Source organism: Pseudonocardia tropica, from assembly GCF_040105315.1.
Taxonomy (GTDB): domain Bacteria; phylum Actinomycetota; class Actinomycetes; order Mycobacteriales; family Pseudonocardiaceae; genus Pseudonocardia; species Pseudonocardia alni.
Window position 1 is genome coordinate 13,078 of the sequence record NZ_JBEDNP010000022.1, and the last position, 20,280, is coordinate 33,357.

Annotated in this window: 21 protein-coding genes; 12 read left to right on the forward strand and 9 right to left on the reverse strand. The window is 73.9% G+C overall.

From position 1 onward, the window contains the following. The gene (locus WHI96_RS24690; RefSeq protein ID WP_345651533.1) at nucleotides 1-720 is read right to left on the reverse strand and encodes a succinate dehydrogenase cytochrome b subunit; all 720 of its coding nucleotides are present in this window, start codon (nucleotides 718-720) and stop codon (nucleotides 1-3) included. A gap of 87 nt (nucleotides 721-807) precedes the next feature. On the opposite strand from WHI96_RS24690, the gene WHI96_RS24695 reads away from it, so the two are divergent. Then, nucleotides 808-1,767 carry a LysR family transcriptional regulator gene (locus WHI96_RS24695; protein ID WP_345651536.1) on the forward strand — a complete coding sequence of 320 codons (960 nt, stop codon included), beginning with the start codon at nucleotides 808-810 and terminating at the stop codon, nucleotides 1,765-1,767. 9 nt (nucleotides 1,768-1,776) lie between these two features. Here WHI96_RS24695 and WHI96_RS24700 read toward each other — a convergent pair whose 3' ends face one another. Next, the gene (locus tag WHI96_RS24700) at nucleotides 1,777-2,211 is read right to left on the reverse strand and encodes an STAS domain-containing protein (RefSeq protein WP_345651539.1); all 435 of its coding nucleotides are present in this window, start codon (nucleotides 2,209-2,211) and stop codon (nucleotides 1,777-1,779) included. Nucleotides 2,212-2,347: 136 nt separating this feature from the next. On the opposite strand from WHI96_RS24700, the gene WHI96_RS24705 reads away from it, so the two are divergent. After that, nucleotides 2,348-3,715: a mycothione reductase gene (locus WHI96_RS24705; RefSeq protein ID WP_345651542.1), complete on the forward strand. Its 1,368-nt coding sequence runs from the start codon at nucleotides 2,348-2,350 to the stop codon at nucleotides 3,713-3,715. On the opposite strand, the gene WHI96_RS24710 is transcribed toward WHI96_RS24705, so the two are convergent. Continuing rightward, nucleotides 3,712-4,845 (reverse strand): low temperature requirement protein A, encoded by a 1,134-nt coding sequence (locus WHI96_RS24710; protein ID WP_345651545.1) that lies wholly within the window; start codon nucleotides 4,843-4,845, stop codon nucleotides 3,712-3,714. The two genes, WHI96_RS24705 and WHI96_RS24710, sit on opposite strands and share 4 nt — an antisense overlap. Nucleotides 4,846-4,898: 53 nt before the next feature. On the opposite strand from WHI96_RS24710, the gene WHI96_RS24715 reads away from it, so the two are divergent. The 5 genes from WHI96_RS24715 (at nucleotide 4,899) to WHI96_RS24735 (ending at nucleotide 9,245) form a co-directional block, all read left to right on the forward strand. After that, nucleotides 4,899-6,053, forward strand: coding sequence for a low temperature requirement protein A (locus WHI96_RS24715; protein WP_345651548.1), 1,155 nt, complete (start codon nucleotides 4,899-4,901; stop codon nucleotides 6,051-6,053). 16 nt (nucleotides 6,054-6,069) lie between these two features. Beyond that, nucleotides 6,070-6,558: a carboxymuconolactone decarboxylase family protein gene (locus tag WHI96_RS24720; RefSeq protein WP_100878385.1), complete on the forward strand. Its 489-nt coding sequence runs from the start codon at nucleotides 6,070-6,072 to the stop codon at nucleotides 6,556-6,558. A 12-nt stretch (nucleotides 6,559-6,570) separates the two neighbouring features. Beyond that, complete coding sequence (locus WHI96_RS24725) at nucleotides 6,571-6,909, forward strand: GNAT family N-acetyltransferase (protein WP_179762151.1); 339 nt, start codon at nucleotides 6,571-6,573, stop codon at nucleotides 6,907-6,909. Continuing rightward, nucleotides 6,906-7,874: a pirin family protein gene (locus tag WHI96_RS24730; RefSeq protein WP_345651552.1), complete on the forward strand. Its 969-nt coding sequence runs from the start codon at nucleotides 6,906-6,908 to the stop codon at nucleotides 7,872-7,874. The genes WHI96_RS24725 and WHI96_RS24730 overlap by 4 nt, the downstream gene beginning before the upstream one ends. 108 nt (nucleotides 7,875-7,982) lie before the next feature. Continuing rightward, nucleotides 7,983-9,245, forward strand: a complete 1,263-nt coding sequence (locus WHI96_RS24735; protein ID WP_349302451.1) for an HNH endonuclease — start codon at nucleotides 7,983-7,985, stop codon at nucleotides 9,243-9,245. 137 nt (nucleotides 9,246-9,382) lie between these two features. Here WHI96_RS24735 and WHI96_RS24740 read toward each other — a convergent pair whose 3' ends face one another. After that, nucleotides 9,383-9,658, reverse strand: coding sequence for an ACT domain-containing protein (locus WHI96_RS24740; protein WP_226350651.1), 276 nt, complete (start codon nucleotides 9,656-9,658; stop codon nucleotides 9,383-9,385). 187 nt (nucleotides 9,659-9,845) lie between these two features. Here WHI96_RS24740 and WHI96_RS24745 point away from each other — a divergent pair, with 187 nt between their 5' ends. Beyond that, the gene (locus tag WHI96_RS24745) at nucleotides 9,846-10,598 is read left to right on the forward strand and encodes an SGNH/GDSL hydrolase family protein (protein ID WP_226366482.1); all 753 of its coding nucleotides are present in this window, start codon (nucleotides 9,846-9,848) and stop codon (nucleotides 10,596-10,598) included. A gap of 152 nt (nucleotides 10,599-10,750) precedes the next feature. Here WHI96_RS24745 and WHI96_RS24750 read toward each other — a convergent pair whose 3' ends face one another. The 3 genes from WHI96_RS24750 to pdhA are packed head-to-tail and all read right to left on the reverse strand — an operon-like array spanning nucleotide 10,751 to nucleotide 14,225. Further along, nucleotides 10,751-12,178, reverse strand: a complete 1,428-nt coding sequence (locus tag WHI96_RS24750; RefSeq protein WP_349302452.1) for a dihydrolipoamide acetyltransferase family protein — start codon at nucleotides 12,176-12,178, stop codon at nucleotides 10,751-10,753. Then, the gene (locus WHI96_RS24755) at nucleotides 12,175-13,143 is read right to left on the reverse strand and encodes an alpha-ketoacid dehydrogenase subunit beta (protein ID WP_345643221.1); all 969 of its coding nucleotides are present in this window, start codon (nucleotides 13,141-13,143) and stop codon (nucleotides 12,175-12,177) included. Before WHI96_RS24755 ends, WHI96_RS24750 begins: the two co-directional genes overlap by 4 nt. 23 nt (nucleotides 13,144-13,166) lie before the next feature. Beyond that, nucleotides 13,167-14,225, reverse strand: a complete 1,059-nt coding sequence (gene pdhA, locus WHI96_RS24760) for a pyruvate dehydrogenase (acetyl-transferring) E1 component subunit alpha (protein ID WP_425571563.1) — start codon at nucleotides 14,223-14,225, stop codon at nucleotides 13,167-13,169. A gap of 171 nt (nucleotides 14,226-14,396) precedes the next feature. Here pdhA and WHI96_RS24765 point away from each other — a divergent pair, with 171 nt between their 5' ends. Continuing rightward, nucleotides 14,397-14,825 carry an Lrp/AsnC family transcriptional regulator gene (locus tag WHI96_RS24765; RefSeq protein WP_345643163.1) on the forward strand — a complete coding sequence of 143 codons (429 nt, stop codon included), beginning with the start codon at nucleotides 14,397-14,399 and terminating at the stop codon, nucleotides 14,823-14,825. A gap of 4 nt (nucleotides 14,826-14,829) precedes the next feature. Here WHI96_RS24765 and paaK read toward each other — a convergent pair whose 3' ends face one another. Both paaK and paaZ read right to left on the reverse strand, forming a co-directional pair. Next, nucleotides 14,830-16,161, reverse strand: coding sequence for a phenylacetate--CoA ligase PaaK (gene paaK / locus WHI96_RS24770; RefSeq protein ID WP_345643166.1), 1,332 nt, complete (start codon nucleotides 16,159-16,161; stop codon nucleotides 14,830-14,832). Further along, complete coding sequence (gene paaZ, locus WHI96_RS24775; protein WP_345643169.1) at nucleotides 16,158-18,191, reverse strand: phenylacetic acid degradation bifunctional protein PaaZ; 2,034 nt, start codon at nucleotides 18,189-18,191, stop codon at nucleotides 16,158-16,160. The genes paaK and paaZ overlap by 4 nt, the downstream gene beginning before the upstream one ends. A gap of 158 nt (nucleotides 18,192-18,349) precedes the next feature. Here paaZ and WHI96_RS24780 point away from each other — a divergent pair, with 158 nt between their 5' ends. Genes WHI96_RS24780 through WHI96_RS24790 form a run of 3 tightly spaced genes read left to right on the forward strand, consistent with a single transcriptional unit; the run spans nucleotide 18,350 to nucleotide 20,072 of the window. Then, entirely contained in the window at nucleotides 18,350-19,168 is an 819-nt protein-coding gene (locus WHI96_RS24780) for an enoyl-CoA hydratase/isomerase family protein (protein WP_345643172.1), read from the forward strand. Next, the gene (locus tag WHI96_RS24785) at nucleotides 19,165-19,761 is read left to right on the forward strand and encodes a TetR/AcrR family transcriptional regulator (RefSeq protein WP_345643174.1); all 597 of its coding nucleotides are present in this window, start codon (nucleotides 19,165-19,167) and stop codon (nucleotides 19,759-19,761) included. Before WHI96_RS24780 ends, WHI96_RS24785 begins: the two co-directional genes overlap by 4 nt. Next, nucleotides 19,758-20,072 (forward strand): GNAT family N-acetyltransferase, encoded by a 315-nt coding sequence (locus WHI96_RS24790; RefSeq protein ID WP_345643177.1) that lies wholly within the window; start codon nucleotides 19,758-19,760, stop codon nucleotides 20,070-20,072. The genes WHI96_RS24785 and WHI96_RS24790 overlap by 4 nt, the downstream gene beginning before the upstream one ends. The last annotated feature ends 208 nt before the right edge of the window (nucleotides 20,073-20,280 follow it).

A 20,280-nucleotide genomic window follows, 5' to 3' on the forward strand; every position in this document is an offset into this window, starting at 1 on the left:
TCAGACCACTCCGAACGTGACGGCGAGGGGCACCGAGATGAAGCCGAGGGTCAGCACGGCGGCGAAGACCGTCGACACCACCTTGATGGTGCGCTCACGGCTGTTCGACGACCACCCGAGCGTCTGGATGCCCGAGAAGATGCCGTGCTGGACGTGGAAGCCCAGCGCGACCACCGCGAGGACGTAGAACAGGGTGACGTACCAGCGGGCGAGGGTGAAGTCGGCCGCGAGGTTGTCGGCCACCGCGAGGTGCACGCCGTTCGGGTTCAGCGTGCCCGCGGTGAGGTCGAGCAGGTGGTAGACCACGAACAGCGCGATGATCACGCCACCCCAGCGCATGGTGCGGGCCGCGTAGCTGCCCTTGACCTGGTAGGAGCCACCCGCGTACTTGATCGGGCGGGCCCGGCGCGCGCGGAGGGCGAGCATCGTCGCCGACCAGATGTGGGCGACCACCGCGACGAACAGCACCACGCGGACGATCCAGAGCATGCCCGAGTAGGGCAGCGCCGGCTCCAGGATGGTGCGCAGCCAGGCCGCGTAGTGATCGATCGCCTCGGGGCCGAAGAAGATCTTCAGGTTCCCGATCATGTGCAGCGTGACGTAGCCGAGCAGCACGACGCCGCTCACCGCCATCACGAACTTCAGCAGCGCACTGGGCGTGCGTGGGCGCCGGGGTGCGGCGGGCTTGGCTCCGCCGCCGGCCCGGGACTTCTCGGACATCGTGACCACGTCCTCCAGTGGACATACCAACGGGTGAGGCAGTCCAATGCATGAAACGGTCTCCACCTATAGCTGTAGGCTATGCACGTGACACTTCAGCAGCTCATGTACTTCGTGGCTGTGGCAAACGTGCGCAGCTTCACTCGGGCGGCCGACCAGGTGGGGGTCGCCCAGCCCACCCTGAGCCGCGCGCTGCGGGCCCTGGAGGACGAGCTGGGCGCCCCGCTGATCAACCGTGGGTCGGCCGTCACGCTGACCCCGGCCGGTGAGGCGGTGCTGCCACTGGCACGCAGGATGCTCGCCGATTCCGACATGGTCCGCACGACGGTGGCCGAGATGGTCGGCCTGCGCAGCGGCCGGGTACGGGTCGGGGCGACGCCGTCGCTGTGCATCGGCGTGCTGTCCGACGTGCTGCGGGTCTTCCACGCCCGGCACCCCGAGATCGCCGTCGAGCTCGCCGAGGACGGCTCACAGCCGCTGGAGGCGGCGCTGGTCCAGGGCGAGCTGGACGTCGCGCTGGTGATCGTGCCGCCCGACGGGGTGGACCCGACCCTGCACACCGCTCCCCTGCTGCGCGAACGGCTCTCGGTCGCCTCGCCGCGGGCGCGCAGGCCGCTGACCCCGCGCGGGTCGATGACCGTCGCCGAGCTGGCCCGGCACGACCTGGTGATGGTGCGTCGGGGCTACGACCTGCGGGAGGTGACCCTGCGGGCCTACGCCGTCGCCGGGGTCACGCCGCGGATCGCCGTCGAGGGCGGCCAGATGGACGCGGTGCTGCGCATGGTCGAGGCCGGCACCGGGGTGGCGGTGGTGCCGGACCTGACGTTCATCGGGCGGCCGCGGCTGCGGCGCACGGTGCTCAACCCGGCGATCCACCGCACGGTGGCGCTGGCGCGGCGGGCCGACATCGCCCCCACCCCGGCCGTCATCGCCTTCGCGGACACGCTGCTGGAGCACATGTCCGACACGTCGGCGTCGCTGCGGGAGGGCACGACCGACGTCCAGGTGCTGCACCGGCACCGGACCGGCCGGGAGCTGCTCGGCTGAGGGCCGAGGTCAGTCGGGCACCGGGAACAGCGGGGCGCGGCCCTCGGGGGTCTCCGGCGGCGGGTGCGGGTCGAGCACCCGCAGGTGCTCGCACGTGCCGGTGACCTGCAGGACCCGGCGGACCTGCCGCGCCGCGCCGCAGTACAGCTCCAGCACCACCCCGGCCGCGGCCGCGTTGCGGTGGCAATCCAGCAGCGCCGCGATCCCGGCCGAGCCGAGGAAGCCGACCGCGGACAGGTCCAGCACGATCCGCGGGGCCGCGGCGAACCAGACGCCCACCTGCTCGGCCAGGAACGGTGCGGTCGCGACGTCGACGTCGCCGACGGCGTGCAGCGCCACCGGCCCCGACGGGTGCGGCACCGCCTCCAGCGCCAGGCCGCCGCCCTCCGCGGTCGCGGCGGACAGGCCGGGCACTCCTCCCGGGCCGTCCGTCGGATCGGTCATCACCGGCCGCCTCCCGCGGGGCGCCGCGCCACCGCCGGGGCCAGAGTGCCAGTACCGCACGCCGACCGCCCGATGGCGGCGGCGTCGTCGCCTCGGTCGACGCGCGCGATGCCGCCGGTCTTCCTAGGCTCGGCGGGTGGCCCATCACGATCTCGCAATCGTCGGCACCGGATCCGGGAACATGATCGTCGACGACCGCTTCGACGGTCTCGACGTCGCCCACGTCGAGGCGACCCGGTTCGGCGGGACCTGCCTCAACGTCGGCTGCATCCCGACCAAGATGCTCGCCTACACCGCCGAGGTCGCCGAGACCGTGCGCGCGGCGTCGTCCTACGGCGTGGACGCCCGGATCGAGCGGATCCGCTGGAGCGACATCCGCGACCGGGTCTTCGCCCGGCTCGACCCGATCGGCGACGAGGGCCGCGACTACCGCCGCGACCACGGCACCGTCTACGACGGCACGGCCCGCTTCACCGGGCCGCGGGCGATGACGGTGGACCTGGCCGACGGCGGCACCGCGGAGTTCACCGCGGACCGGATCGTGCTCGCCGTCGGGGGGCGGCCGGTGGTCCCGCCGCCGGTCGCGGACTCGGGTGTCCCGTTCCACACCTCGGACACGATCATGCGGATCGACGAGCTGCCCGACCATCTGGCGATCATCGGCGGCGGCTACATCGCGGCCGAGTTCGCGCACGTGTTCGGCGGGCTGGGCTGCGAGGTCACGATCGTCGAGAGCGCCGACACCCTGCTCGGCGGGATGGACGAGACCGTCGTGGAGCGGTTCACCGACGCCGCCCGCGAGCGCTTCACCGTCCACACCGGCCGGACGGTGGAGAAGGTCACCGGCGGCGGGGGCGACGTGCGGCTGCACCTCGACGACGGCACCGAGGTCCGGGCCGACCGGCTGCTCGTCGCGGCCGGGCGCCGGCCGAACTCCGACCGGCTCGACCTGGACCACGCCGGGGTCGACACCGACGACGCCGGCCGCGTCGTCGTCGACGTCCACGGCCGCACCACCGCCGACGGGGTGTGGGCGCTGGGCGACATCTCGACCCCGCACCCGGTCAAGCACGTCGCGAACCACGAGGCCGAGGTCGTCGGGCACAACCTCGCCCACCCCGACGAGCTGCGCGAGGTCGACCACGGGTTCGTGCCGGCCGCGGTGTTCACCACCCCGCAGATCGGCACCGTGGGGCGCACCGAGCAGCAGTGCCGCGACGAGGGCCTGGAGTTCCGCGTCGGGTTCCACGAGTACGCGGACGTCGCCTTCGGCTGGGCGATGGAGGAGCAGCGCGGGTTCTGCAAGGTCCTCGTGGCCCCGGACGGCACGCTGCTGGGGGCGCACCTGCTCGGCCCGCAGGCGTCGACGATGGTCCAGCAGCTGGTGCAGGCGATGGTGCTGGGCGTGAATGCGCAACGTCTCGCCGACGTCCAGTACTGGATCCACCCCGCGCTGACCGAGGTGCTGGAGAACGCGCTGCGCGACGCCGTCGAGGACGACTAGGCGCGCCGCTCGGCCAGCTCGGTGGCCACGGCCAGCCCGATCACGATCGCGGGCAGGGCGTGCCCGGCGACCAGCGCGACCGCCGCGGCCAGGACCAGCACCGCGGCGGCGACGTAGCGCGACCGCCCGACCGTCCCGGTGCGGCCCTGCAGGTAGAGCTTGTTGCCCGCGAGGTAGAGCAGCGGCCCGCCGACCGAGGTCAGCACCAGCGACGGGGTGTTCTCCGGGTGCGTGAGGTGCAGGTCGATCGCGACCGCGAACAGCACCGCGCCGGCCACCATCAGGCCGTGCGCGTAGGCGAACGCGGCCCGTGCCGCGCGGGTCGACCCGTCACCGGAGCTCGCCCGGGTGCCGTGCCCGGCGAGCGCGAAGTAGGACCACCACAGTGCGACCAGGCCGGCGAAGCCGAGCAGGGTGATCACCACCGCGTAGGGGGTCACGACCTCCATCTCCGACAGCGTGAAGCCCATGATCAGGATCGACTCGCCGAGCGCGATGATGAACACCAGCCGGTTGCGCTCGGCGAGGTGCTCCACGTCGGTCGGCCACTCCTCCATCGGGGTGCGGCCGAGCCCCGGCACCCGGAACTCGCACCGCGGACCCGCCATGTCGACGGCGACGGCCAGCGCCCAGACGACCAGCCGCGCCGCCGGCGGGAGGAACGAGCCGACGACGACCAGCACCGACGCGGCCGTGCTCCACACCAGCAGGTGGCGGTAGTTGCGGGCCATGACGTGCCCGCGCGCGCTCACGACGAGGAACAGCGGGCGCCCGATCTGGGCGGCGGCGAAGCACAGCGCGAACAGCAGCCCGGAGTCGCCGAACGCGCCCGGCAGGGCCAGCGCCATCCCCAGCGCCGCCAGCATCAGCCCGGCGTTGAGCATCCGGACCGACGGGCGCGCCGGGTCCAGGTAGTTCATAGCCCAGGCCGAGTAGTTCCACAGCCACCAGACCGCGGCGAACAGCACCGCCGTCTCCAGCGCCCCGACCGGGGTCAGGTGGTACAGCAGCGTGTGCGAGACCTGGACGATCGCGAACACGTAGACGAGGTCGAAGAACAGCTCGATCGGGGCGACCTCGGAGTCGCCCGTCCGGCGCAGCACCCGCGGCCGGGTGTCCGGTGTGGTCATCGGTGGGTCCTTCCCCGTGTCGGCGCAGCCGAAGGGTAGTGCGGCGCGCAACGATGGCCGGCGTGAACCTCGGCCTGCGCGCGATGCGCCCCCGCGACCCGGACGAGCCCCACCGGGCGGCCAGTCCGCTGGAGCTGTTCTTCGACCTGGTCTTCGTGGTGGCGGTGTCGCTGTCGTCGGCGGCGCTGCACCACTCCGAGTCCGGCGGGCACGTCGGCGCCGGGGTCGGGTCGTACCTGCTGGTGTTCTTCGGCATCTGGTGGGCCTGGATGAACTTCACCTGGTTCGCCTCGGCCTTCGACGTCGACGACTGGCTCTACCGCGTCACCACCCTGGTGCAGATGGCCGGGGCGCTGGTGCTGGCCGCGGGCACCCCGGCGGCGATGGCGGGCGACGGCTACGGCGTCGTCGTCGCCGGGTACGTCGTGATGCGCCTGGCGATGGTCACGCAGTGGCTGCGGGCGGCACGCTCGCACCCGCAGCTGCGGGTCACGGCGCTGCGCTACGCCGCCGGCATCGTCGTCGTCCAGCTGCTCTGGATCGCCTGGGTCCTCGTGGACCCGCACCCGGTGGGGTTCGTCGTGCTGGCGCTGGCCGAGCTGGCGGTCCCGGTGGTCGCCGAGCGGGCGCGGACGACGCCGTGGCACCCGCACCACATCGCCGAGCGCTACAGCCTGTTCACCCTGATCCTGCTGGGCGAGTCGGTCCTGGCCTCGACGACGGCCGTGGTCGACGCGCTGTCCTCCGCCGAGCACCTGGGCCCGCTGCTGCTGCTCTCGGCGTGCGGGCTCGTGCTGGCGGCGGGCATGTGGTGGGTCTACTTCGCCCGCGACCAGCACGAGCACCTGCGGGCCATGCCACGGGCGCTGGTGCACGGCTACGGCCACTACCTCGTCTTCGCCGCGGCCGGGGCGTTCTCGGCGGGCATCGAGGTGGCCGTCGACGTCGACACCACCGCGACCGGGCTGTCCGCCGCCGCGGCCGGGGCGACCCTGACCGTGCCGGTCGCGCTGTTCGTCCTCGGGGTGTGGGCGCTCGCGCTGCGCCCGACGCTCGCCGCCGGGCGCAACGCCGCCGTCGTCGTGCTGGCGGGGCTGCTGGGGCTGTCGGCGTTCGCGCCGTTCACCCCGGTCGTCGCCGCGGTGGTGATGGTGGCGGTGGTCGTGACCGTCGAGACGGCACCCGCCCGGAACACCGTCGCCGCGTGACGGGTTCGGAGGTGACATGGGCCGGGTGTGGATCGACAAGCAGACCCCCGAGGTGTTCCGGGCGATGACCGACGTCGTCGCGGTCGTGCGCGAGCGCGCCGCCGCGGCCGGGGTGGACCGGGACCTGCTGGAGCTGGTGAACCTGCGGGTCTCCCAGATCAACGGCTGCGAGACCTGCCTGGACACGCACTGGCGGTCGGGGCTGGCGGCCGGGCTGACCCCGCAGCGGATGGCGCTGCTCCCGGCCTGGCGCGACAGCGCCCTCTACGACGACCGCGAGCGCGCCGCACTCGGTCTCGCCGAGGCCGTCACCCGGACCGCCGGGACCCACCTCGACGACGACGCCTACGCCGCCGTCCGCGGTGACCTCACCGACGACGAGGTGTCGGTGCTGGTGTGGGCGGCGATCACCATCAACGCGTTCAACCGGGTCTCGATCCTGTCGGCGCACCCCGTCCCCGAGCGCGACGCCGACGGCCGCGTGGTGCGCCGCCGGGCGTCCTGAGAGGCTGAGCACATGTCCGGCGACACCGACGACACCGTGGTCACCCACGACACGGGCCACCACCGCTACGAGATCCTGCTCGACGGCACCGTGGTCGGCCGGGCCGAGTACGTCGACGACCACGAGCAGCGGATCTTCCACCACACCGAGGTCGACCCGGAGCTGTCCGGGCGCGGGCTCGCGAGCACCCTGGTCCGCTTCGCGCTGGACGACACCCGCGCCGCCGGGAAGCGGATCGTGCCGGTCTGCCCGTACGTGCGGCGCTGGGTGTCGACCCACCAGGGCTACGCCGACATCCTCGACCTGGTGACGCCCGACGCCGTCGCCACCGTCCGGCGGAGGGCGCGGTGAGCAACGTCGAGACCGTGCCGGAGGAGGTCGTCTGCGGGGGCGACACCGCCGCCGCGGAGCTGGTGACCCCGCGCGACGTGCCGTTGGGCGGGCCGCGTGCGATGACGGTGCGCCGCACGCTGCCCCGTCGCACCCGGTCGCTGATCGGGGCCTGGTGCTTCCTGGACCACTACGGCCCGGACCGGGTCGCCGACACCGGCGGGATGGCCGTGCCGGGGCATCCGCACACCGGGCTGGCGACGGTGTCGTGGCTGTTCACCGGGGAGGTCGAGCACCGCGACACCACCGGCGCGCACGCGGTCGTGCGCCCGGGCGAGCTGAACCTGATGACCGCGGGATCGGGCATCGCGCACTCGGAGTTCTCCACGCCCGGTACCGAGGTGCTGCACGGGGTGCAGCTGTGGCTGGCGCTGCCCGCCGCGCACCGGGACACCGCCCCGCGCTTCGAGCACTACGCGCCGCCCCGGGTGCGGGCCGGGGACGCCGCGCTGCGGGTGTTCCTCGGCTCGCTGGCCGGGTCGTCGTCGCCGGTGGAGACGTTCACCCCGCTGCTGGGCGCCGAGGTCGTGCTGCCCGCCGGGGCGGCGGTGACGCTCGACGTCGACGCCGGCTTCGAGCACGGAGTGCTGGTCGACACCGGTTCGGCGCGGGTGTGCGGGACGGCGGCCGCGGCCGCCGAGCTCGCCTACCTGCCGCCGGGCCGTACGACCCTGGACCTGCACGCCGGCGACGACGGCGCGCGCCTGGTGCTGCTCGGCGGGGAGCCGTTGGGCGAGCAGATCGTGATGTGGTGGAACTTCGTCGGTTCCACCCACGACGAGGTCGCGGCCTTCCGGGAGCAGTGGCAGGACGAGCGTGCCGCCGGGGGGCGGGAGGGCGGGCGCTTCGGGGTGTTCCCGGACGCCTGGGAGTCGACGTTGCCGGCGCCGGATCTGCCGAACGCGCGGCTGACACCCCGGGGGTAGGGCGGGGTTCGCGGATCGCGAGGTGTGGTGGCGTCTCCGCAGGTCAGGGATTCGCAATAGTGAACGAAAACTTGGTGTTCGAACGCCAGTTCGAGTACTATGGGTGGTGTGACCGCGACCAAGGAGCCACCCGCCCACGCCACCGGCGTGCACGGCGGCGGGTTTCCCTCCGGTGACCTCACCCTGCTCCGGTTCCTCGTCGAACAGGCCCTCAGCGCCGACACCTGCGCGTTGTCCGAGTCGGAGTTGGTCGATCAGATCCAGGAGATCGAGTCGCTTCAGGCCTCGCTCGCCGCCCTCCAGGCGAGCCGGATCCGGGCTTTTGCCCGCAGCCACGTGGAGAACGGCTCGACCGACTTGGATCCCGAGAAGCTCCACCGCAGCGTGGTCGCCCAGATCCAGCTCGCCTGCCGGGTCTCCACCATCGAGGCCCGCACGCGGGTGGCGAACGCCCGCGACCTGCATTCCGGGCTCGACGGGATCCGTGGCCTGCACCGAGCTGGCGAGCTCAGCGCCGCCAAGGTCTCCGCGATCGCCGTCGAATGCCGCGACCTCGACACCACCCAACGCGCGCAGGTCGACGCCCGCCTCGCCACCAACCGGGACCTCACCCGATACGGCATCGGCCGGCTGCGTGCGATGACCCGCCGTCTGGTCGCCGAGATCGCCCCCGACCGCTTCCGCGCCCGCGTCCACGCCGCCAAGACCGAACGAAGGGTCACCCTGCGCCCGGCACCGGATGCGATGAGCTACCTGACCGCCTACGTCCCGGTCGAACAGGGCGCCGCCTGCCTGGCCGCGCTGCAGAAGGCGTTCGTCGAGGTCCAGGTCGACCCGGAACCGCTGACCCGCACCCGCGGGCAGGTCCTCGCCGACACCCTCGTGGAGCGGGTGACCGGACAGGCATGCGCGACCGCGGTGAACCTCGACGTGCAGGTCACCGTGCCCGTGCAGGCCCTGCTCGACCCGCAGTCCCCGCTCCCCGCGGAGATTCCCGGCTTCGGTCCCGTTCCGGCCGACCTGCTCGCCACCAGCGGAGGGACGAAGTCCCTGCGCAGGCTGATCACCCGCAACGGCCTGGTCATCGGCGGCGACTCCCGCAGACGCACCTTCACCGGACTGCTCGCCACCCTCGTCAAAGCCCGAGCGCAGAACCGGTGCACCGAGCCCTACTGCGACGCACCCGTCCGCCACCTCGACCACATCCACCGCGACGCCGACGGCGGACGCACCGAACTCGACAACGGACGCGGAGTCTGCGAGTTCCACAACCACGTCCGCGAACAACCCGGCTGGCACATCGCCCGAGCCCCCGACGGGACCGTCGTCACCACCACCCCGACCGGACACACCTACCGCGGACCGGACTGACGACCTGGACCACGGTCCGCCCGTGGTGGCCCGATGCTGCTCGCAGACGCCACCCACATCGCATCGACGTCACACCGACATGCACCGTCGACGGCTGAGCCGCCCCGGGGTCCCCGACCAGGGACGTGGTACCCGGTTCAGCCCAGGTCGGCGCGCACCACCGGGACGACCCGGCGCAGCTGCTCGAGCAACAGGTCGGCGTCCCGGCCGTCGCGGGTGACGACGAGGTCGACCCGGCCGATCTCGCCGGACATGTCGACCCGCAGCGAGCGGACCTTCCAGCGTCGGGACCGCAGCATGGTGAGGACCTTGTACAGGCCGTCGTCGGCATCGGTCAGCAGCAGCGAGACGACGTGACCGTGCTCGGCGGGATCGCTGTCGGTGCTGGTGCGCTCGGCGGTGAGGGCGTTCATCGGATCTCCGGTGTTCGAGGGCGAACGTCAGGATCCGGCCAGGTCCGGCGGGCACGACGTGCCACGCGCCGGCTCCCTGGCTTCAGCCGGCGCGCCGGGTGATGATCCGACCGCGCACGGGTCGAGGGTAACAGCCGTCACCACCCCCGGGCAGAGCCGTGGCGATCGCGACGCGGATGCTGACCCCGTGCGGTACGTGGCGATCGGGGACAGCTTCACCGAGGGCGTGGGCGACGAGGACGCGGCCGGGGTCCCCCGCGGCTGGGCCGACCGGGTCGCCGCCGGGCTGGCCGGCGCCTCCGGCGAACCGGTGCACTACGCCAACCTGGCCGTGCGGGGCCGGCTGCTGGCCGACGTCGTCGGGCCGCAGCTCGACGCCGCGCTGGCGCTGGACCCCGCACCGACGCTGATCACGCTCAACGGTGGCGGGAACGACATGCTGCGCCCCCGCACCGACGTCGACGGGCTCGCCGCGCTGACCGCCCGCGCCGTCGACCGCTGCGCGGCGGCGGGGGTCAGGCTGGTGCTGCTCAGCGGCGCCGACCCGTCGGACCGCCTCCCGTTGGGACGGGTCGTCCACCGCCGCGGCGCCGAGCTGTCGGCGACGGTGCGCACCCTCGCCACCGCCCGCGGGCTCACCTTCGTCGACGTGTTCGGCGACGCCGAGATCCGCAGGCCCGGCTACTGGTCGGACGACCGCCTGCACCTGGGTACGCCCGGACACCTGCGCGCCGCCGGGCTGGTGCTGGAGGCACTCGGGGTGCGCGGCGCGACGCCCGCGACGACCGTCGCCACGACCCCGCCGACCGGGCCGGCCGCGGGGCTCGCCTACTACCGCGCCCACGTCCTGCCCTGGGTCGGACGACGCCTGCGGGGCCGGTCCTCCGGGGACGGCCGCCCGGCGAAGGCCCCGGCCTGGACCGTCGTCCCGGCGCGCTGAGCTGCGGCGACCCGCGACACCACGATCAGGGAAGCCGCTGGGAGTGATCATCCCGGCGGATCACCGTCCGCCCTGCCGATGCGACCGGCAGCGATGTCGGCGGGTCCCGCAGCGCGTCGAGCCGGTGGTGATCACGCGGCGGCGCGCAGCCGTCACAGATCGGCCAGCGCGGACAGCGGGGACTCGACGGCGTCGGCGACGAACCGCAGGAACCCGCCCGCGGTGCCGCCGTCGCAGACGCGGTGGTCGAACACCAGTGACAGCTGGGTGATCGACCGCGGGACGACCGCGCCGTCGACGACCCACGGCCGCGGCAGCACCCGTCCGACGCCCAGCATCGCGACCTCGGGATGGTTGATGATCGCGGCGCTGCCGTCGACGCCGAGCACCCCGTAGTTGTTCAGGGTGAACGAGCCGCGGGTCAGCTCCGCGACGGTGACCGAGCCGTCCCGGGCGGCCGCGGTGAGCCGGCGGATCTCGGTGTCGAGACCGCGCATCCCGAGGCGGTGGGCGTCGGCCACCGAGGGGACGACCAGGCCACGGTCGGTCTGCGCGGCGATGCCGAGGTGCACCCCGTCGAGGTGCACGATCTCCCCCGCCTGCGTGTCGACCCGGGCGTTGAGCTCGGGGAACCGCGCGAGACCGGCGACGACGAACCGGGCCAGGATCGCGAGCAGCCCGACCGGGCGACCGTCGGCGCCGGTGAGCTGCGGGCGCAGGGCGAGCAGATCGGTGGCGTCGACGTCGACCCAGGTCGTGGCCTCGGGGATCTCGGCGCGGCTGCGGGTCAGGGTCTCGGCGACGGCGCGGCGGACCCCGCGGAGCGGCACGATCTCGCGCACCGCGAGCCCGGTGCGGGGGTCGCGGTCCGGCGCGGTGGCGGTCGTCGCAGCGGGCGGCGCAGCAGCAGGCGGCGCAGCAGCAGGCGGCGCAGCAGCGGGCGGCGCGGCAGCGGGCTCGGCGGCGGCAGGCTCCGCGGCGCGGGCGGCGGCGAGCGCCACGTCGTGACGCAGCACCATCCCGCCGGGCCCGGTCCCCTCGACCGTCGCGAGGTCGATGCCGTGGTCGCGGGCCAGCCGCCGCACCACCGGCGACTGCACCGGCCGACGCTCCCCCGGCGCGCGGTCGGCGACGGACGCCGCCAGGATCGCGGGCGCGGCAGCGGGCTCGGGCTCGGGCGAAGCGGCGGGCGCGGGCGCGATGGCGGGCGCGGGCGCGGCGGCGCGCTTCGCGGCCCGGCGACGCCGGCGGGCCCCCTCGTGCCCGCCGGACGTGCCGTACCCGATCAGGACGTTCCCCGATCCGGCTTCCCCGGCGGCGGAAGCGGCGGCGGGGTCGGCGGCGTCCCCGACCGACACCAACGGCTCCCCGACCCGCAGCGTCTCGCCCTCCGCGCCGTGCCGGGTCAGCACCGTGCCCGCGTACGGCGACGGCACCTCGACCACGGCCTTCGCCGTCTCCACCTCGACCACGGGCTGGTCGACGCCGACGGTGTCCCCGTCGGCCACGAGCCAGCGGACCAGCTCGGCCTCGGTCAGCCCCTCCCCCAGGTCGGGCAGGGTGAACACCTGCGCGCTCACGCCGCGTCCTCCCAGCCGAGCGAGTCGACGGCGTCGAGCACCCGGTCCACCCCGGGCAGGTGGTGCTGCTCCAGCTTCGACGGCGGGTAGGGCACGTCGAACCCGGTCACCCGGCGCACCGGCGCCTCGAGGTGGTGGAAGCACCGCTCGGAGACCCGGGCGGCGATCTCCGAGGCGACCGAGGCGAACCCCGGGGCCTCCGCGACGACGACCGCCCGCCCGGTCCGGCGGACCTGCGCGCAGACGGTCTCGTCGTCGAACGGGACGATCGACCGCAGGTCGACCACGCCCAGGTCACGGCCCTCGCGGGCGGCCTCCTCGGCGGCGGCGAGCGCGACCGGGACCGTCGGGCCGTAGGCGATGAGCGTCGCGTCGACCCCGGGGCGGCGGACGACGGCACGTCCGATCGGCGGCACCGGGACGGTCGTGTCCACCTCCTCCTTGGTGAAGTAGTGCTTCTTCGGCTCCAGGAAGACCACCGGGTCCGGGTACTCGATCGCCGCGCGGAGCAGGCCGTGGGCGTCGGCGTTCGTGGCCGGGGCGAGCACGGTCAGCCCGGCGGTGTGGGCGTAGTACGCCTCGGAGGAGTCGCAGTGGTGCTCGACGCCGCCGATCCCGCCGGCGTAGGGCACCCGGATGACCATCGGCAGCCGCATCCGGCCCGAGGTGCGGTTGCCGAACTTCGCGACGTGGCTGGCGATCTGCTCGAACGCCGGGTAGGCGAACGCGTCGAACTGCATCTCGACGACGGGCCGCAGCCCGTTCATCGCCATCCCCACCGCGGTGCCGACGATGCCGGACTCGGCGAGCGGGGTGTCGAAGCAGCGGTGCTCGCCGAACTCGGCGGTGAGCCCGTCGGTGACCCGGAAGACCCCGCCGAGCGGGCCGACGTCCTCCCCGAACACGACGACGGTCGGGTCGGCGGCCATCGCCTCGCGCAGCGCCGTGTTGATCGACTGCGCCATGGTGAGCTTCACGGGACCGGTGTTCACGGCGTGACCTCCAGCTCGGCGCGCAGCTGGTCGCGCTGCTCGCGCAGCTGCGGGGTGGGGTGGGCGTAGACGTGCGCGAACAGGTCCTCGGGGTCCACCGGGGACTCGGCCGCGATGCCGGTGCGCAGGTCGGCGGCCATCCGCTCGGCGTCGTCGGTGAGGGCGCGCTCGGCGTCGTCGTCGAGCAGGTGGTCGGCGCGCAGCCGGGTGCGCAGGCGCACCAACGGGTCGCGGCCGGCCCAGGAGGCGACCTCGCTCTCGTCGCGGTAGCGGCCCGCGTCGTCGGCGTTGGTGTGGGCCTCCATGCGGTAGGTGTCGGCCTCGACCAGGGTGGGGCCGCCACCGGAGCGGGCCAGTGCGACGGCGTCGTCGAGCACGGTGAGCAGCGCGGGGAGGTCGTTGCCGTCGACCCGCACTCCGGGCATGCCGTAGCCGACCGCCTTGTCCGCGAGGCTGGCGGCGGCGCTCTGCCGGTGCAGCGGCACCGAGATCGCGTACTTGTTGTTCTGCACGAGGAACACCACCGGCGCGCGGAAGACCGCGGCGAAGTTCAGCGCCTCGTGGAAGTCGCCCTCGCTGGTGGCGCCGTCGCCGCAGAGCGCCAGGACGGCGTCGGGCTCGCCCTTGAGCCGCGCCGCGTGGGCGACGCCGACGGCGTGCAGCAGCTGCGTCGCCAGCGGGGTGGCCTGCGGGGCGACGCGGTGGGCGGCGACGTCGTAGCCGCAGTGCCGGTCCCCGCGCAGCATCGTGAGCGCCTCGACCGGGTCGACGCCGCGGGCGACGATCGCGGCGGTGTCGCGGTAGGTCGGGAAGAGCCAGTCGCCCTCGGCGAGCACCATCGCCGCGGCCACCTGGCAGGCCTCCTGGCCGCGCGAGGACGGGTACACGGCCAGGCGTCCCTGCCGGACCAGCGCGCCGGCCTGCTCGTTGAGCCGCCGGGCGTGCACCAGGCCGCGGTAGCCGGTGAGCAGCCGGTCCGGCGGCGGGAGCTGCGCGCCGGGCACGGTGGTGCCGTCCGGCTCCAGCAGGCGGACGGTCTCGCGCCGGTCGTCCACGATGACTCCCTCCGTGCGGACACAGTGCCTCGAGAATGGCGCATGATCGGTACGATCGGCCCTCACTGGGGAGATGACGAGACGATCGACCCGCATCGCGGCACCGGCCCGGACGAGTGGTCCGGGTCACCGGTGCCCGGCAGGGTCCGGCGAGACGAACGGAGGGCATGGGTGCTCGACGACATCGACCGGCGGATGGTCGCGGAACTGCAGCGCGACGGCAGGCTGACCGGGCGCGCACTGGCCGAGCGCCTGACGATCTCGCGGGCGAACGCCTACGCCCGCCTCGCCCGGCTCGTCGACGATCGCGTGGTCACCGGGTTCACCGCGCTCGTCGACCCGGACAAGGTGGGGCTGCACACCTCGGCGTACGTGACGCTGACGGTGCGCCAGAACAGCTGGCGCGAGCTGCGCGAACAGCTGCGCGCGATCCCCGAGGTCCGGCACACGGCGCTGGTCGGCGGGGACTTCGACGTGCTGCTGCTGGTGCGCACCACCGGCAACGACGCGCTGCGCAGCGTCGTGCTCGAACGCCTGCAGGCGCTGCCGGCGGTCGTGTCGACGCGGACGATCCTGATCTTCGAGGACGAGTCGCGCTGACGGGTCAGGCCCTCGGCTCCCGGCGGTCCTTGAGCCGCTGCAGCTTCCCGACCGAGCGCTCCAGGGTGTCGGGGTCGACGACGTCGCAGGTCACGGAGATGCCGACGGTCTCCTTCACCGCGCGCACGAGCTCCGCGGCGGCCGGGTCACGGCGCCCGGCGGGCGTGTCGACGCGGGCCTCCACGCGCACGGTCATCGCGTCGAGCCTGCCCTGGGTCGTCAGCTCCAGCTGGAAGTGCGGCGCGAGCCCGGGCGTGCGGAGCACGATCTCCTCGATCTGGGTCGGGAAGACGTTCACCCCGCGCAGGATGATCATGTCGTCGGACCGGCCGGTGATCTTGGCCATCCGCCGCATCTGCGGCCGCGCGGTGCCCGGGAGCAGCGTCGTGAGGTCACGGGTGCGGTAGCGGATGATCGGCAGCCCCTCCTTGGTGAGGCTGGTGAACAGCAGCTCGCCCTCGGCGCCGTCGGGCAGCGGGGTGCCGTCGAGCGGGTCGACGACCTCGGGCAGGAAGTGGTCCTCCCAGATGTGCAGGCCGTCCTTGGTCTCCACGCACTCCTGCGAGACGCCCGGCCCCATGACCTCGGACAGCCCGTAGATGTCGACGGCGTGGATGCCGGTGCGCTCCTCGATCTCGGCGCGCATCTGCTCGGTCCACGGCTCGGCTCCGAAGATCCCGACCTGCAGACTCGTCGCACGCGGGTCGACACCCTGGCGCTCGAACTCGTCGAGCAGGGTCAGCATGTAGCTCGGGGTCAGCATGATGACCTCGGGCTCGAAGTCACCGATGAGCTGCACCTGGCGCGGGGTCATCCCGCCGGAGACGGGGATGACGGTCGCGCCCAGCTTCTCCGCGCCGTAGTGCGCACCGAGCCCGCCGGTGAACAGGCCGTACCCGTAGGCGACGTGCACGCGGTGCCCCGGGCGCCCGCCCGCGGCCCGGATGGAGCGGGCCACGAGCCCGGCCCACCGGTCGATGTCGCCCGCGGTGTAGCCGACGACCGTCGGCTTGCCGGTGGTGCCCGACGACGCGTGGATCCGCGCGATCCGCTCCCGCGGCACGGCGAACATCCCGAACGGGTAGGTCTCGCGCAGGTCGGCCTTGGTCGTCGTCGGGAACCGCGCGATGTCGGCGAGCTCGCGGCAGTCGTCGGGGTGCACGCCGTGCTCCTCGAACGTCCGCCGGTAGTGCGGGACGTTCTCCCAGGCGTGCCGCAGGGTCCACTGCAGACGCTCCAGCTGCAGCGCGCGCAGCTCGTCGACCGACATCCGCTCGGCCGGGTCCAGCAGCTCGGCCGGGGGTGCCTGGCCCCGGCGCGTCGTGACGGCGGTCATCGGGCGTCCCTCTTCGCGACGAGGGTGAGCACGTCGTAGCGGGCGACGGATTCGCCGTCCTGCCGCGTGACGTCGGCGTCCCAGCGCACCTCGCCGTACCCTGCGGACTCGCGCGGGGTGAGCTGCTTGCAGGTCAGCGTCACGGTGAGCTCGTCGTCGAAGCGGACGGGGGTGAGGAACCGCAGCCCGTCGACGCCGAAGTTCGCGAGCACCGGGCCCGGATCGGGGTCCACGAAGAGCCCCGCGGCGAGCGAGACGACCAGGTAGCCGTGCGCGACGCGCTGCCCGAACAGCGGGTTCGCCGCGGCGGCGGCCTCGTCCATGTGCGCGTAGAACGTGTCCCCGGTGAACTCGGCGAAGTGCTCCACGTCGGCCTGCATCACCCGGCGCGGGCCCGCGACCAGGCAGTCGCCCGGCCGCAGCTCCTCCAGGTGCTTGCGGAACGGGTGCACGTCGGAGGTGTGGCGCTGCGCGCCGGCGACCCAGCGGCCGGTGATCGCGGCGAGCGAGTCGGGATCGGCCTGGACCGCGGTGCGCTGCATGTGGTGGAAGACCCCGCGCACACCGCCCATCTCCTCGCCACCGCCGGCCCGGCCGGGTCCACCGTGGACGAGCTGGGGCAGCGGCGACCCGTGCCCGGTGGACTCCCCGGCGTCGCGGGCGTTGAGCACGTGGACGCGCCCGTGGAACGGCGCGACGCCGAGCACGACCTCGCGGACGAAGGCCGGGTCGGCCGACACGACCGACCCCGCGAGCGAGCCCCGGCCCCGCGCGGCGAGGTCGACCAGCTGCCCGGTGGTGTCGTAGGGCAGGACCGTCGCCACCGGACCGAACGCCTCGACCTCGTGCGGCTCGGCCCGGTCCGGATCGCCGACGAGCAGCAGCGGGGACACGAACGCGCCCCGGTCGGCGTCGGCGCCGGTCACCTCGACGCGGTCGGGGTCGCCGAACACGATCCGGCCGGCGTCGCGCAGGGCCTTCACGCTGCGGCGGACCTCCTCGCGCTGGTTCAGGCTCGCGAGCGCGCCCATCCCGACCCCCTCGGCGCCGGGCGCCCCGACGACGACCCGCGCCAGCCGCGCGGTCACCGCCTCGACGACGACGTCGACGTGGGCGCGCGGCACGAACGCGCGCCGGATCGCGGTGCACTTCTGCCCGGCCTTGACCGTCATCTCGGTGGTCAGGGTCGTCACGAACAGGTCGAACTCGGCCGTCCCGGGCGCGGCGTCCGGGCCGAGCGCGGCCAGGTTGAGCGAGTCGGCCTCGGCGGAGAACCGCACGGAGTTCCGGACGATGCCGGGGTGGCTGCGCAGGGTCTGCGCGGTCGACGCCGAGCCGGTGAAGCTCACCAGGTCCTGCCCGGTGAGGTGGTCGAAGGTGTCGCCGAGCGAGCCGGCGACGAACTGCACCGACCCCTCGGGCAGCAGGCCGGAGCCGATGATCAGCTCGGCGAGCTCCGCGGTGAGGAAGGCCGTCGGCGACGCGGGCTTGATCAGCGTCGGGACGCCCGCGAGGAAGGCCGGGGCGAGCTTCTCCAGCGGGCCCCAGACGGGAAAGTTGAACGCGTTGACCTGCACCGCGACCCCGTGCAACGGGGTGAGCACGTGCTGGCCGAGGAACGTCCCGCCCCGGCCGAGCGGCTCGACGTCGCCCTCGACGTGGATCGTGTCGTTGGGCAGCTCGCGCTTCGCCTTGGAGGCGTAGGCGAGCAGGACGCCGATGCCGCCGTCGACGTCGAACTTCGAGTCGCCGAGGGTGGCGCCGGTCCGCGCGGAGACGGCGTAGAGCTGCTCGCGGTGCTCGCGCAGGTGCTGCCCGAGCGCCTTCAGCAGGGCGGCACGCTGGTGGAAGGTGAGCTCGCGCAGCGCGGGCCCGCCGGTCCGCCGCCCGTACTCCAGCGCCCCGGCGAGGTCGAGGCCGTCGGAACAGATGCGGGCGACCTCCTCGCCGGTCACCGCGTCGTACAGCGGGCGGCCCTCGCCGCTCCCGGTCTGCCAGGTACCGGAGAGGTGACTGCGGAGCAGGGTCATCGGCGAGCCTCCGTCGCGCTTCGTCGTCGCGGGTCAGCGATTGAACCGACCGTTCGTTCGGGCGAACCTAGCACCGGTCCACGGAACCGCACCAGGGTCCGTCCGGACGCCGGCAGGACGGGGAGACCGATCGTTCGGTCGGCCGCTAGGCTCGTCGGATGACCTCCCCCGCCACCGGCACCGATCCCGCCGTCCTCGTGACCCGCGACGAGACCGACCCGTCGGTCGCGGTGGTCACGCTGAACCGGCCCGCGAAGTACAACGCGCTCACCGTCGAGCTCAAGGAGGCGCTGCTCCCCGCGGTCGTCGAGGTCGCCGGGGACGAGTCCGTACGCGCGATCGTGCTGACCGGCGCGGGGAAGGCGTTCTGCGTCGGGCAGGACCTGGGCGAGCACGCCGCGGCGCTGGGCGTCGACCCGGTCGACGCCCTGGGCACCGTGCGCCGGCACTACAACCCGCTGATCCGCGCGCTCAACGAGGCACCGAAGCCGGTGGTCGCCGCGATCAACGGGCCCTGCGTGGGCGCCGGGCTCGGCATCGCGCTGGCCACCGACCTGCGGATCGCCGCGGAGGGGCTGAAGTTCGCGACCGCGTTCACCGGGATCGGGCTGTCCACCGACAGCGGCCTCGCGGCGTCGCTCGCGCACGCCGTCGGCGTCTCCCGGGCGACCGAGCTGGTGCTGCTGAATGAGCAGTTCACCGCCGAGGACGCCCGCAACTGGGGCCTGGTGCGCGACGTCGTCCCGGCCGACCAGGTCCTCGGCACCGCGCTGGAGCTCGCGCGCCGGCTGGCCGCCGGACCCACCCGCGCCTACGCCGAGGTGAAGGGCGCGCTGCGCTTCGGCGCGGTCAACGAGCTCCCCGCCGTCCTGGAGTACGAGGCCGACGCCCAGGTCCGGCTGTCGACCACGCGCGACCACCAGCAGGCCGTGAGCGACTTCCTCGCGAAGAAGAAGCCCGTCTTCGAGGGCCGATGAGCTCGCCGGTCAAGCGGGCCCGGCGACCCAGCGGCGGCCGCGACGCGCTGCTCGAGACCGCGGTCGGGGAGTTCATCGACCGCGGCTACGACGCGACGTCGATGGAGGACCTCTCGCGGGCCGCCGGGATCACGAAGTCGTCGTTCTACCACCACTTCGCGGGCAAGGAGGCGCTGCTGCGCGCGGCGCTGGAACGCGCCGTCGACGGGCTGTTCGGCGTGCTCGACCTGCCCGAGGCCCGCGCCGGCTCCCCCGCCGACCGGCTGCGGGTGATCGTCGCCGCGCAGGTCAGGGTGCTGATGTCCGAGCTGCCCTACGTCACCCTGTTGCTCCGGGTGCGCGGCAACACCGAGACCGAGCGCTGGGCGCTGGAACGCCGCCGTGCGTTCGACGCCGCCGTGCGCGCCCTGGTCCGCGACGCCGTCGACGCCGGCGAGGTCCGCTCCGACGTCGACCCCGCCCTGGCCGCACGGCTGCTGTCCGGCACGATCAACTCGATCGTCGAGTGGTACCGCCCCGGCCGCCCCGGGACCGCCACCCTGCCCGAGGACGTCGTCCGCGCCGCGTTCGCCGGCATCGTCCCGGCGCCGTGACCGACATCCGGGTCCGGGTCCGCCCGGACGTCGACGACGTCGCGCTCTCCGCGCTGCACGCCGCCGGGTTCGACGAGACCCCACGCCTGCGACGCTGGTCCGCCCAGCTCGCCGCACACAGCCTGAGCTGGCTCGACGCCCGCGACGGCGACGCGCTCGCCGGGTTCGTCAACCTCGCCGGAGCAGTGGAGCAGGCCACCGCGGCGGGCTGCACCTGGCTGCACGCCGACTTCGCCCCCCACCTGACCCCCTTCCACCGCTCCTGCGGGCTCACCCCCACCGACGCCGGACTCCTGCGCCTGCACCGCTGAGGAGTGACCGTCTCGGGACGCAGGACCTCCCAGCCCTGCGCGGTCCGGAACGCCTGCCGCCGCAGGTCCGCCGGGCACGACCGCGGTCCAGACGGCGCTCCCCGTCGTACTCGATACCGAAGCGCAGGTCGGGATGGGCGGCACCGACCACCGCGCGGGAGCCGGGGTTGCGGGATCCTCCGCTCGTCCGCCACACTCGGCGCCGAAC

Coding starts and splice junctions, on each gene's coding strand:
- WHI96_RS24690 (WP_345651533.1), bottom strand. CDS start 720: ATGTCCGAGAAGTCCCGGGCCGGCGGCGGAGCCAAGCCCGCCGCACCC.
- WHI96_RS24700 (WP_345651539.1), bottom strand. CDS start 2,211: ATGACCGATCCGACGGACGGCCCGGGAGGAGTGCCCGGCCTGTCCGCC.
- WHI96_RS24710 (WP_345651545.1), bottom strand. CDS start 4,845: ATGACCACACCGGACACCCGGCCGCGGGTGCTGCGCCGGACGGGCGAC.
- WHI96_RS24715 (WP_345651548.1), top strand. CDS start 4,899: ATGGCCGGCGTGAACCTCGGCCTGCGCGCGATGCGCCCCCGCGACCCG.
- WHI96_RS24720 (WP_100878385.1), top strand. CDS start 6,070: ATGGGCCGGGTGTGGATCGACAAGCAGACCCCCGAGGTGTTCCGGGCG.
- WHI96_RS24725 (WP_179762151.1), top strand. CDS start 6,571: ATGTCCGGCGACACCGACGACACCGTGGTCACCCACGACACGGGCCAC.
- WHI96_RS24740 (WP_226350651.1), bottom strand. CDS start 9,658: ATGAACGCCCTCACCGCCGAGCGCACCAGCACCGACAGCGATCCCGCC.
- WHI96_RS24755 (WP_345643221.1), bottom strand. CDS start 13,143: ATGGCGCAGTCGATCAACACGGCGCTGCGCGAGGCGATGGCCGCCGAC.
- paaK (WP_345643166.1), bottom strand. CDS start 16,161: ATGACCGCCGTCACGACGCGCCGGGGCCAGGCACCCCCGGCCGAGCTG.
- paaZ (WP_345643169.1), bottom strand. CDS start 18,191: ATGACCCTGCTCCGCAGTCACCTCTCCGGTACCTGGCAGACCGGGAGC.
- WHI96_RS24780 (WP_345643172.1), top strand. CDS start 18,350: ATGACCTCCCCCGCCACCGGCACCGATCCCGCCGTCCTCGTGACCCGC.
- WHI96_RS24785 (WP_345643174.1), top strand. CDS start 19,165: ATGAGCTCGCCGGTCAAGCGGGCCCGGCGACCCAGCGGCGGCCGCGAC.